The sequence below is a fragment of the Pseudoalteromonas sp. PA2MD11 genome, assembly GCF_017808125.1.
Classification (GTDB): Bacteria; Pseudomonadota; Gammaproteobacteria; order Enterobacterales; family Alteromonadaceae; genus Pseudoalteromonas; species Pseudoalteromonas simplex.
This window is the reverse complement of record NZ_JADKNF010000013.1, coordinates 1-13,159: the sequence shown is the minus strand read 5'-3', so window position 1 is coordinate 13,159 and position 13,159 is coordinate 1. Positions and strand designations below refer to the sequence as shown.

At 42.5% G+C, this 13,159-nt stretch carries 11 protein-coding genes; all 11 read left to right on the top strand.

The genetic code is table 11. From position 1 onward, the window contains the following. Nucleotides 1-2: 2 nt before the first annotated feature. Nucleotides 3-530: a MotA/TolQ/ExbB proton channel family protein gene (locus ISP07_RS14230; RefSeq protein ID WP_054552070.1), complete on the top strand. Its 528-nt coding sequence runs from the start codon at nt 3-5 to the stop codon at nt 528-530. A gap of 45 nt (nt 531-575) precedes the next feature. Beyond that, a complete protein-coding gene (locus ISP07_RS14225; RefSeq protein WP_063707380.1) occupies nt 576-989 on the top strand; it encodes an ExbD/TolR family protein in 414 nt (137 codons plus the stop codon). Between the two features lie 12 nt (nt 990-1,001). Then, nucleotides 1,002-1,607, top strand: a complete 606-nt coding sequence (locus tag ISP07_RS14220) for an energy transducer TonB (RefSeq protein ID WP_054552071.1) — start codon at nt 1,002-1,004, stop codon at nt 1,605-1,607. Between the two features lie 17 nt (nt 1,608-1,624). Beyond that, nucleotides 1,625-2,932: a tetratricopeptide repeat protein gene (locus ISP07_RS14215; RefSeq protein WP_209327983.1), complete on the top strand. Its 1,308-nt coding sequence runs from the start codon at nt 1,625-1,627 to the stop codon at nt 2,930-2,932. A 291-nt stretch (nt 2,933-3,223) separates the two neighbouring features. After that, entirely contained in the window at nt 3,224-5,977 is a 2,754-nt protein-coding gene (locus tag ISP07_RS14210; RefSeq protein ID WP_209327982.1) for a hypothetical protein, read from the top strand. 78 nt (nt 5,978-6,055) lie between these two features. Then, nucleotides 6,056-8,689, top strand: a complete 2,634-nt coding sequence (locus tag ISP07_RS14205) for a TonB-dependent receptor domain-containing protein (RefSeq protein WP_187490928.1) — start codon at nt 6,056-6,058, stop codon at nt 8,687-8,689. Nucleotides 8,690-9,077: 388 nt separating this feature from the next. After that, entirely contained in the window at nt 9,078-9,974 is an 897-nt protein-coding gene (yegS, locus tag ISP07_RS14200; protein ID WP_209327981.1) for a lipid kinase YegS, read from the top strand. Between the two features lie 129 nt (nt 9,975-10,103). Further along, nucleotides 10,104-11,246, top strand: coding sequence for an aspartate-semialdehyde dehydrogenase (gene asd / locus ISP07_RS14195; RefSeq protein ID WP_209327980.1), 1,143 nt, complete (start codon nt 10,104-10,106; stop codon nt 11,244-11,246). A gap of 61 nt (nt 11,247-11,307) precedes the next feature. Continuing rightward, complete coding sequence (locus tag ISP07_RS14190; protein WP_105173469.1) at nt 11,308-11,919, top strand: FMN-binding negative transcriptional regulator; 612 nt, start codon at nt 11,308-11,310, stop codon at nt 11,917-11,919. Nucleotides 11,920-12,168: 249 nt separating this feature from the next. Continuing rightward, nucleotides 12,169-12,603, top strand: a complete 435-nt coding sequence (locus ISP07_RS14185) for a GNAT family N-acetyltransferase (RefSeq protein ID WP_105173468.1) — start codon at nt 12,169-12,171, stop codon at nt 12,601-12,603. Between the two features lie 251 nt (nt 12,604-12,854). Further along, nucleotides 12,855-13,159, top strand: a 305-nt coding sequence (locus ISP07_RS14180; protein WP_209327979.1) for a transposase, incomplete at its 3' end; no start/stop codon positions are given.

Below are 13,159 nucleotides of genomic sequence, written 5' to 3'. Positions count from 1 at the left end.
TCATGGTGCTATTGATTGATGCAATCAATGCTCTACGTGATTTCCTCGACACAGGTGGCCAAGTTCTCTTGGTCATCGGGGTCCTCATCTTCGCGATGTGGTTATTGATACTTGAGCGTTTTATGTATTTCTTTGGTGGCTTTAAACGCTACAAGAAAGACGTAAAAAGCACTTGGAGCAATAGAGCAGAGCGTAACAGCTGGAACGCAGAGCAAATTCGCCAAGCGATGATTTCACGCGCTGGCATGCAACTAAATAATAACCTTGCGCTAATCAACGTAATGGTTGCGTTATGTCCACTTTTAGGTCTGTTAGGTACCGTAACCGGCATGATCGAAGTATTTGATGTAATGGCAATCACAGGCACAGGCAGTGCACGTTCGATGGCATCAGGGGTGTCTAAAGCCACTATCCCAACAATGGCCGGTATGGTGGGTGCACTTTCAGGGGTTTTCGCATCAACGTTTTTACAACGTCGTGCAAAACGCGAAGTGCAATTACTTGAAGACAACATGGTCTTAGACCACTAAACGAATTTTAGGGTGATGTGAGCATCACCCACTAGGAGACTAATAATGAGAGCGCCACTAGGTAACTTATTTCAAGAAGACGACGCAGAAGAAATCAACATGACGCCAATGCTAGACGTTGTTTTCATCATGCTTATCTTCTTTATCGTAACTGCATCATTCGTAAAAGAAGCCGGTATTGATGTAAACCGCCCTGAAGCGGCAACGGCAGTGAAAAAAGAGCGTGCCAACATCTTAGTTGCTATTTCTGACAAAGGTGAAATTTGGATCAACAAACGCCAAGTAGATATTCGTGCAGTACAAGCAAATATCGAACGCTTAAAAGCTGAAAACCCACAAGGTAGCGTGGTTATTCAAGCTGATAAGAAAGCCACAACCGATGTACTTATCAAAGTAATGGATGCATCGCGAGCTGCAGGCGCATTTGATGTGTCGATTGCTGCGCAAGAAGCATCATAAGGAATGTGAGCGATGCGTTATATAGTTGCATTAATCATCGCGGGTATCGTGACTGTCATGCTGTTTTTAGGCATGCAGGCACTGATCACCGGTGGTGAAGGGGCCATGTCTGAGCCCGTAAAAGGAAACGTACTTGATTTTGTTCGTCTGAAAAAAGAAGAGACAGTGCAAAAGAAAGAACGTAAACCGCAAAAGCCACCAACGCCAAAAGAGCCACCTCCGCCAATGGAATCACCGCAAATGCAAAACAGTGATCCTAACGCGAGCAATGCCAACTTTGACTTTGGTGCCAGTGTTGAAGCCGACGTTAACTTAGCTGGCGGCTTAGCCCTTGAATCAAGCGATGGTGAATACCTACCGATTGTAAAAGTAGCGCCTGTTTACCCGCGCCGAGCTTTATCGCGTGGAATCGAAGGCTATGTGATTGTTGAGTTTACAGTAACCAAGCAAGGCACAGTTCGTGACCCGAAAGTGATTAAAGCTGAACCAGAATCACTGTTTGACCGCGCTGCGATGGATGCAGCACTTAAATTTAAATATAAACCGCGCGTTGTTAACGGTGAAGCTGTTGAAGTAGCGGGCGTACAGAACAAAATTTCTTTCCAAATTAACGGTTAGAAAAGAGGAATGCGATTATGAAACCTTTAAAAGTTGCCGTGATTTGCGCGGCTGCTTTCACAAGCAGCCTTGTAGTCCCAAGCGTTGTTAGCATGTTACCAGGTGTGACACTTGCAACAGCTTACGCTGAGGAACAAAAAACCAAACGCGTACCTGCACTGCGTGAAAAAGTGTATAGCCAATTAGCACGAGCACAAAAGCTGGCTGATGATGGTGATGCAAAAGCAGGGCTAGAAGCACTCGATAGTATTCAAGAGCGCTCTTCAAGCATGAACTCGTATGAAATTGCCATGATGCATAATTTCTACGGTTTTATTTACTACAACGAAAACGACTTAGATAAAGCAATTGCCTCGTTTGAAAAAGTAGTAAACGAAGATGCGATTCCAGAAACATTACGTGTAAGCACCACCTTTAGCTTAGCGCAACTTGCCATGGCTAATAGCGATTACGAAAAGGTAATCAAATATTTAGCGCAGTGGGATGTGATTAACAACAAGCCTAAAACAGATGCTTATTACGTATTAAAATCTCAAGCGTATTATCAGCTTAAAGATTACCAAAAAGGCATTGAGAACATTAACCTAGCTATCGCTGAAGCCGACAGCAAAGGTGAAATGCCAAAAGAAAACTGGTTGATCTTACAGCGTGCTATGTACTACTCACTTAACCAGTCTGACAAAGTGGTTGAGGTACTTGAACGTTTAGTTAAGCTTTACAACAAGCCAGAGTACTGGGTTCAGTTAGGTGGCATGTACGGTGAAACGGGCGCTGAGAAAAAGCAATTAGCGATTTTAGAAGCGGCGTATCAACAAGGTTTCATGAAATCTAAATCAGATTTACGTCAATTATCGCAAGTTTATTTATACAACGGCCTGGCTTTTAAAGCGGCGAACGTGATGAGTAAAGCTATGCAAGAGGGTGTCGCTGAAAAATCAGCGAAAAACTATGCCTTTGTTGCAGAAGCAATGGTACAAGCAAAAGAGGGTGAAAAGTCACTTGCTTATTTTGCAAAAGCCGCTGATTTAGTGTCGCATGGTCAGTACGAACAACGTATTGCAGAGGTAAGCATTAACCTTGAAAAATACGAAGAAGCAGCGGATGCAGCACGTAAAGCCCTAGATAAAGGTGGCTTAGAGTTTGAATCAAATGTGTATGTTGCCTTAGGTATGGCGCAGTACAATTTACAAAACTTTGATGCCTCGATTTTAGCGTTTGAACAAGCGGAAAAACACAAAAAGTCACAGCGTTTAGCTGAGCAATGGATCAAGTATGTGAAGCGTGAAAAAGTACACGCCGAAACATTACGTACCGCTTTACTCTAAATCGTATTCAACAGGTAAGCGTACAAAAGAACTAATTTATAATCGCAACACCAAAGCTGCCTTCGGGCGGCTTTTTTCCGTTCCTAAAATTAACTAACTTACTCTTTTTTAAATAATTAATATTGTCATTTTATGTTTATTAAAGTGTAACTAGTTTGTCATACAGCTCCCGTAAGGTAGTCGCTGTTTAAAACTCAAGTGACCCAAAAGCATTAAGTTTTAGTGCTTTTTCGGTGACTTGAGTTTATGCGCTAACACAATAATTAAATATCTATCTTAACGGAGTGAACAATGAAATTATCTGGCTTATTCAAGGTTAGTCTTGTAGCTACAGCAATCTCTTTAGCAGGTTGTGGCGGTGGTGACATCAACATCAACGTGGACGAAACAGTTGAGCAACCAACTACACCTACTAACCCAACTACACCACCAACAACTGAAGAGTTACCAGGTGTATACAGCCAAAGCCTTTCGAATGAAGTATCTGCTGCATTAGGTCGTGATGTAACAGTTCAAGTTCTTTCAGGCGTAATTACAGAAGATACAACATTATCAACAGACGCATTCTGGGCACTTGATGGTGCAGTATTTGTTGGTAACGATAAAGCAGACAGTGCAACATTAACAATTGAAGCAGGTGCGGTCGTATTCGGTAACAGCGGCTCTGATTACCTAGTTGTTAGCCGTGACTCTAAAATTGAAGCTACAGGTACTAAAAACGACCCTATCATCTTTACTTCTAAGCAAGATGTAGTGGGTGATGAAACATCTGCAGGCCAATGGGGCGGTATGGTGCTTCTTGGTAATGGTATTTCTAATAAGTGTCCTGCTGAAGGCGATTGTGCTCTTCAAGTTGAAGGTGTTGAATCAGGTGCTGTATTTGGCGGTACGGATAACACAGATAATTCAGGTACATTAAAATATGTTGTTGTTAAAAACGCTGGTTATGAAATTGCACCAGACAACGAACTAAATGGTATTACGTTTGGTGCTGTTGGTTCTGGTACTACAGTTGAATACTTACAAGTTCACAATAATTCAGATGATGGTGTTGAATTCTTCGGTGGTGCAGTAAACCTTAAGCACGTTGTATTAACAAGCATCGATGACGATAGCATCGACTGGGACAATGGTTACCAAGGTAAAATGCAATTCGTTTATGTTGAACAAGATCCTGATTCAACAGATGCAAACCGTGGTATCGAAGCAGATAACGACGGTAGCACACCTTCTAAAGAACCGAAATCATTACCAATCATCTCTAACTTAACAATCATAGGTAACAACTTTGATGGTGAAGATGATGCTGAAGGTATCTACCTTCGTGAAGGTACAGGTTTACACCTTTATAATTCAGTGATCACTGGCTCTGATGAAATGGGTGAGTGTTTAGAGATTGAAGGTGCAGAAGACGGTGCTAGCGAAACAGTAAATAACGCTAACGATGGCACTATCTTAATGCAAAACACGTTTATGTCGTGTACTAATGGCGAAAACTTCAAAAATCCAGTTGATGGTAGCGGCAACACGTTACTTGAGCTTGAAACATGGTTTACAGCACAATCTGGTAACGTAATCAATGACAAGCCAATGCTTGGTGCAAACGGTCAACCAATTGCAGGCTCGCCATTACTAGGCGCGGGCCAAGATGTAGCAAATACTGTTGATGCGTTCTTCGATACAGTTGACTTTGTTGGTGCACTGAATGATTCAGATGACTGGCGTGAAGGTTGGGCATTTGGTTACGGTGGCGGTGAAGTAACGGCACCACCAGCTGTAGCAGGTTGTCCATCTGGTACAACGTCAATTTCTCCAGTTGATGGCAGCACAACAACATGTGAAGTGTCTGGTCGCATTACTGCAGATTTAACACTTACTGCGGGTAACTACTACGCATTAAGCGGTGCAGTATTTGTAGGTGATGATAATGCAGATTCAGCTACTTTAACAATCGAGCCAGGCGTAACAGTATATGGCCGTACAGGTGATGATTACTTAGTAATTAGCCGTGGTTCAAAAATTAATGCTAACGGTACTAAAGATGAGCCAATCTCGTTCACTTCAAGCCAAGATGTTATGGGCGGCACTACAGCTGCGGGCCAATGGGGTGGTTTAGTTCTTCTTGGTAATGCACCATCGAACAAGTGTCCAGCAGAAGGCGATTGTGCACTTCAAGTTGAAGGTGTGGAGTCAGGTGCCGTGTTCGGTGGTACTGATACAACGGACAACTCAGGTACGCTGCGTTATGTTCGTGTGATGAATGGTGGTTACGAAATCGCACCAGATAACGAATTAAACGGTATTACGTTCGGTGGTGTTGGTTCTGGTACTACTGTTGAGTATGTGCAAGTTCACCAAAACGCGGATGACGGTGTTGAATTCTTCGGTGGTAACGTACAAGCGAAGTACTTAGTACTAACAAGCATTCAAGATGACAGCATCGACTGGGACAATGGTTTCCAAGGTAAAATGCAGCATATTCTTGTTAAGCAAGCAGCTGATAACTCAGACGCGAACCGTGGTATTGAAGCAGACAACGATGGTACTACACCGTCTAAAACGCCTAAGTCAAACCCAACAATTGCTAACTTAACAATCATTGGTAATACCTTTGACGGTGAAGATGACTCAGAAGGTATGTACTTCCGTGAAGGTACGGGTGCGCAAATCTATAACGCAATCGTAACGGGCCCTGAAGGCATGGGCGAATGTCTTGAGATTGAAGGTGCAGCTTCTGGTGAAAGTGAAACAGTGAACAATGCTCAAGATGGCACCTTAATGATTAAATCATCAGTAATTGCATGTTCTGAAAACTTCAAAGACCCAAGTGGTGTAGATTTCAGCGTTGAGAACTGGTGGACAAACACATTAGGTAACTTAGTTGCTACAGGTCAAACGCAAGTTGTAAATGGTATCTTTACTATCGATACAACAACAGCAACAGACGTTAAAGCAATCGACGGTTTCTTCGATACAACAACGCACATTGGTGCAGTATCTGCTGATAACAACTGGACTGAAGGTTGGACGGTAGGTCTGGAATAACACAGTAAGCGAGGTGCTAAACAACGTGTTTAGCACCTTTAAACAACTTTCTGTAACTTATTTCAGATAGAGGTAAACATGAAACAATATTCAAAACAGTTCAGCTTAACAGCACTAAGCGCAGCTATCTTATGCGGCTTGAGTGTCTCAGCACACGCAGCTGAAGCAGACGAAGAAGCTGTTCTTGAAGAAGTTGTTGTTAGTGCAAGTCGTTTAAAAGGCACTGCAACAGCTGTTCTAGAAGAGCGTAAACAGCAAGCATTCGTTGCTGATATTATGGGTGCAGAGCAAATTTCACGAAGTGGTGATAGTGACGCTGCTGCAGCGCTACGCCGTGTAACAGGTTTAACACTTGTTGATGGTAAGTTTATTTACGTTCGTGGTTTAGGTGAGCGATATTCAAGTACACAGTTAAATAACTCTGCTGTACCAAGTCCAGATCCAACACGTTCTGTATTACCACTGGATTTATTTCCATCAGGTATTATCGAAAGTTTATCAGTACAAAAATCGTATTCACCGTCAATGCCAGCGTCTTTTGGTGGTGGTAACGTTGATATTCGTTTGAAATCAATTCCAGATCAATTTGTATTTGATGTGTCGGGTCAGCTTGGTTACAACACTAATAACTTTGATGATGGCCTTGAATATAACGGTGGTTCGGATGATTGGTACGGTGTTGATGATGGCACACGCGAAATTCCACGTCCTATCCTTGATGTATACCAAAGTGGTCAATCGCTTGATGATTTAACACCTGAGCAAAGCCGTGCTTTAGCCCTATCGTTAAATCGCGATTATGATCCAAAATCAGCAAAGGTTGACCCGAATACGAAGTTTACTGCCACATTAGGTAACAGCTTTGAATCTGATAAATGGCGCTACGGTTTCTTATCGTCGCTTAGCTACGATAATAAGCACGTTGTTGCAGATGAGTATCAAGGTCAAGGCTTCTTGATTGGTGAAAATTCAACAACCATGATCCGTGGTTATGACCAAGTACTAAGTACAGAGCACACGGTTAAAACATCAGGGATGGTTACGGTTGGTGTTGAGTATGACAAAGCGCATAAAGTTGACTACACAGCTTTAATCCTACGTGATACTGAAGATAAAATTTCAGATCGTTTAGGTATTGACCAAAACAACAATACCTCAGACAACAAGCGTGTACGCTCGTACGATGTTCGTTATGAAGAGCGTGAGCTGATCGTTAATCAATTAAAAGGTATGCATACTTTTGATTGGTTGAATTACGCGGGTTTTGACTGGAAGTATTCAATTGGTCGCTCAAACCGTTACGCACCAGGTAACATGGAAACTCGTTTTATTGTTACTGATGCTAACGAAGATGGGTTTTACGATACAGTTAACGAAAGCGCACTAACGAATGCAACAACAGCTGCACGTTACACTTTCCAAGATTTGGATGATGAAGTAGAGAACTACGGTTTTAACTTTACGTTGCCTATCATGCTAGATGGCGTGGATGTTGAGCTTAAATCAGGTGCTGACTTTATCTCTAAAGAGCGCTCAGCAACTAACCGTCGTTTTGATATCAATACACGTGCATTCTCAGATGTTGACTTAAACGGAAATGAGTTAAACACTATTTTGTCTGATGATGTACTCTCGAACGCGACACTAACGCAACCAATCTTGAACGACACAACGGTTTCAGGCGATGACTATAAGTCAGCGCAGAAAGTGGATGCCTATTACTTCGAAGCAGATTTCTTCTTCAATAATACATGGCGTATTACCGGTGGTTTACGTTGGGAAGATTTCCGTCAAGTATCTGTTCCTCTTGACCCATTTACTGGTGGCCTTGCATCTTCAATTGATTATGATGAGTTAGATCAGCTCGCATTCCGTGAAGACGACGTTTATAGTGCACTTGCTTTAACTTATGTGCAAAACGACGAAACGCAATGGCGTTTAAGCTATGGTGAAACAGTTGTTCGTCCAGATTTACGTGAGATTTCTGATGCAACTTACATCGATCCACTTACTGAATACCCTGTAGGTGGTACGCCAGGTCTACGTACAACGCAAATCAAAAACTATGATTTCCGCTGGGAAAACTATTTTGATACGGGCGAGAACTTCTCTGTTGGTGTGTTCTATAAAGACATGGTTGACCCAATTGAGTCCGTTCAATCACCTGCACAAGATGGTCCACCTCTGGTACGTATTGCTAATGCAGAAGATGGTTATGTTGCGGGTGTTGAATTTGAATACCTGAAAGATTTCGCTTTCTTAGGTGGATTCTGGCAAGACGTATTCATGACAGGTAACGTGACGTTAAGTGACTCAGAAATCAACATGGACCGTCAGGCAATTGTTGAACAAACAGGAGTTTCTGCAGCGGTTACAAATACAACACGTCGCATGACGGGCCATTCAAAATATGTTGTGAATATGCAGTTAGGCTATGACGCACCTAGTGGGCAGCATGCTTCAACGCTAATCTATAACGTATTTGGTGAGCGAATTATTATTCCTGGCATTGAAGGTCAAGAAGATTGGATGGAGCAACCTTTCCACTCTCTAGACTTTAACTACACCTATTTCCCTGATTTCAACTCAAGCTTAAAGTTCAAAGTGACGAATATCTTGGGCGCAAAATCTGAAATAGAGTCAGCGGGAACTTTAACTCGCTCTAAAGAGAAAGGCACTGAGTTCTCAATTGAGTACAAATACCAGTTCTAATACTCTGACCAAGGAAGGATACAATAATAAATCCTAACGTTGATTTAGCCCTGCACTAGCAGGGCTTTTTTCTATACCCAAACCACCTCAAGATGCAGAATTCAGCGTTTCACAGGTGCTTAATATCAAGGCGTTACTTTGCAAGAGTGGCAGTCCCTTTTAAGAAGTAACAACGATGAGAGTAAGTGCCTGTGAAGCGCCCAAAGGGTTGGTTTAAAAGCGATTTATACTGCGTTATTGATTTTAACAATAGAACCACTATTACTTGCAATCAATGCCTTGCCTAAATCGCTTTTAATTCCAACTGAAACTCGCATCTTGAGGTAGTTTGGGTATATTAAACCATTGCGTGTTATGGTAGTTCTAAGTGTTAAAACAGGGATTAAAAATGGACTTACGGTTAATTATAAATGGCAAAAAAGCGGCTGATGAGCAGCTTCGTGACTCCATCGGTCAATTTCGAACTCGTCAGCCACTTGCAGTGCGTGTTACTTATGAAGGCGGTGACATTGAGCGCTTTATTAATGAAGCCGTCGCAGAGGGTGTAAAACGTATTGTCGTAGCTGGTGGTGATGGCACCGTTAATGAAGCCGTTAATGCATTAATGAAACTGGAAAAGTCACAACGTTTAGAGCTTGCTATTTTACCTATGGGCACAGCAAATGATTTTGCTACAGCCGCTAATATTCCTCACGGGTACTTGCCAGCACTGAAACTTGCCACACAGGGTCAGCCGCATGCAATTGATACGGTAGAGGTTGATAAGCGTTATTTTGTGAACGTAGCCAGTGCAGGCTTTGGGGCAAAAATTACCGCAACCACACCGCCAGCATTGAAAAACTTACTCGGTGGTGGGGCATATACCTTGGCTGGTCTTGTACAAGCGCTGAGTTTTGTACCTTACAGTGGCGAGTTAACGCTGCCTGATGGTGAACGTACTTCGGGCGATATTATTGCCGCTGCCGTATGTAATGGCCGCCAAGCGGGCGGTGGCCAATTACTTGCGCCACATGCGTACATAAATGATGGCTTGGTTGATTTAGTGGCGTTTACCTCATTTGCAATCTCAGATGTACCAGCGGTTATTGAAGAGCTCAGCAATTACCCTAACTCTTCACAACAGTGGGTAAAGCGCTATCAAGTGCCTTGGCTTGAATGGCAAACACAAACAGAAATGCCAATAAACTTAGATGGCGAGCCAATCACCTCAAAACAACAACGTTTTGAAGTGCATGCTGGCGCGCTAAACATGGTACTACCAGACGCTTGCCCATTACTTAAATAAGCGATGATGAAAAATTTTGATGTTACTCGGTTTACGCTGGTTTTGCTTGGACCGCAATGCTAGATTACTCCTGTAAAAATTAAATTCTCACGCAATGGACTTTAATTTTTAACAGTTTAGGTAATTTGAATGAATCAAACAGTGGAACAAACAATGAAAAAAGTAGGATTAGTCGGTTGGCGGGGCATGGTTGGCTCTGTGTTATTAGAACGTATGCAGCAAGAAAATGATTTTTCTAATATCGACACGACTTTTTTCACCACCTCACAAACCGGTCAATTAGGCCCTGATCTTGCTGGCCCAGCTAAACCGCTTTTAGATGCTAATGATATCGCTGAGCTTGCGAAGATGGACATTATTGTCACTTGCCAAGGCGGTGACTATACCAAAGCCGTTTACCCGCAATTACGTGAATCAGGTTGGCAAGGTTATTGGATTGATGCGGCATCGGCACTGCGTATGAGTGACGACAGTATTATTGTGCTAGACCCAGTAAACAAAGACGTTATCAGTGCAGGCTTAGAGCAAGGTGTTAAAACCTATGTGGGCGGTAACTGTACCGTATCACTTATGCTATTAGCCCTAGGCGGTTTATTTGAACAAGACTTGATTGAATGGGTAAGCCCAATGACATATCAAGCGGCTTCTGGTGCAGGCGCACGCAACATGAAAGAGTTAATTGCGCAAATGGGTGCAATTCACGAAACAGTGGCAGACAAGCTTGCAGATCCAAATGCTGCGATTCTTGAGATTGATAAGTTAGTCACCGAAAAAATTGCCTCAAGCGATTTACCACAAGACCAGTTTGGTGTTCCTCTAGCTGGTAGCCTTATCCCTTGGATTGATGTACCAATGCCAAGCGGTCAAAGTAAAGAAGAGTGGAAAGCGCAAGTTGAAGCGAACAAGATTTTAGGCAGCAGTGAACAACCTATCCCTGTTGATGGCTTATGTGTTCGCATTGGTGCAATGCGTTGTCACTCACAAGCAATGACAATTAAGCTGCGCAAAGACATTAGCGTTGAGCAAATTGAAGAAATTCTTGCTTCTCACAATGAGTGGGTCAAAGTGATCCCGAATGATCGTGACATTACCGCTACAGACTTAACGCCTGTAAAAGTAACTGGCACGCTGTCTATTCCGGTAGGTCGTATTCGTAAATTAGCGATGGGCCCAGAGTATATCAGTGCGTTTACGGTTGGTGACCAACTGTTATGGGGTGCTGCTGAGCCACTGCGTCGCATGTTACGTATTATTGTCGATGGTCAACATTAATCATACAACTCAATATTAAGGCTAGCAGTTTGCTGGCCTTTTTTAGCACTAAAGGAAAGTAATGCACACCCCTAATAAATGGAAAATGACACCAGAGCGAGTATCGCAGTTCATCAAAACCTACAGCTTTGCATTGATGGTTGATAGTGAGTTTGAGGCAACCCATCTACCATTAGTTTATAAACCCGATGAGGGCGAGTTTGGTACCTTGTATGGTCATGTGTCACGGGCAAATCGTCATGGCAAAAGCTTGCAAGATACCCGTGTATTGGTGGTTTTTAATGGCCCACATAGTTATATTTCACCGACTTGGTATAGTGAGAAGCCAGCTGTATCGACTTGGAACTACGCTGCGGTGCATGCCCAGGGCAAAGTAGAATACCTCGATGATGACAACACCTTAGCCTGCCTAGATGAACTAATTAGCCAATACGAGCCAAGTATTTTAAACGACACCAGTTTGTTGCCAGCTGATTATCAAGCCAAATTACTCCGTGGCATAGTGGGTATTAAAATCGAACTTGATTCAATTCAGGCAAAAGAGAAGTTAGGCCAGCATAAATCGGCGGCGGATCAACAAGGTGTTGTAACAGGGTTAAGGGCAGATAAACACCCAGATGCCCAAGCTTTACTTAGCTATATGCTTAAACATGAAGTAGGAATAGGCAGCTAATTTGCATCCCGCAAATGCTGCCAATTGGTTGGAAAGTATCAAGCACTGCTTTGTTAAAAGCATGTTAATTACTAAAACTAAAGTTAGTACATTCCATGCCCCTGTCAACTAAATGTCATATTTATCGCTCGCGGGAGTTATGTCTGAAATCGTGACAATGCTTTACTTTGGTTTATTGCTTGAATAATACTTGTGTGAATTCTAAAACCTGATGTTACTTTGCTAGCAGCAATTATGAGTATTTAATCAATGAAAATAGACAATGTGAACGCTGAAGATTACCCAGAGCTACTTGCTGTATGGGAAAACTCAGTACGAGCAACCCATGATTTTATAACAGAAGACGACATCGCTTTTTTTAAGCCAATTATCATAGAGCAGGCGTTTCCTAATGTTACTTTAAAGTGTATTAAGGATGAGCATCAGGCAATTTTAGGCTTTGTTGGCGTACATGAGTGCAAAATTGAAATGCTGTTTATTTTAGATGCCGCAAGAGGTAAGGGTATAGGTAAAGCCCTACTAAACTATGCGGTTGAGCAATTAGCTTCTCACAAAGTGGATGTTAATGAGCAAAACCCACTTGCAGTTGGCTTTTATCAGCATATGGGCTTTAAAGTTGCCTCACGCTCGCCCTTAGATGATATGGGTAAACCATTTCCAATATTGCACTTGGAACTCGTGTAAGAACGGTATGAGCTAGTAGGTCGTCATTTATGGCGACAATAAACGTGAACCATAAATGTTCGGTGTTGAACGGCTCTTATAAACAAACGCGCGAAACAAGTTTCACGCCTACGATAGAAAACATTGGGCGCTAGGATTCAGGCTCTGGGACGCGATATAAAATCGCTACTACTTGTTCAGCGTTGAAACGTCTCCTAGAAACTTTATGATCTGACTCCATAAAAGTAGACACCTTTTTGGAGTCAGTAACCATGAAAGTAAAACCATATCGCAAACATTCGCTCGAATTTAAAATAAAAGTCGTTCAAGAGTCGTTATACACCACAGATACAGTTAAGATGGTCGCGAATAAATACGGAATTCATCCTGACATGCTATCAAGTTGGAGAAGTCACATGACCTCGAAAAAGAAAACCGCAAAGCCACTAAAGAACCAAGGCCCTGACAAATCATACACAGATTTAGAACGCCAAATTCGTAAGCTTGAGAAGCAACTCGAAGATGCTCAGTTGGAGAATGACGTTTTAAAAAAGGCGAAGGTCTACTTCGACAGCCT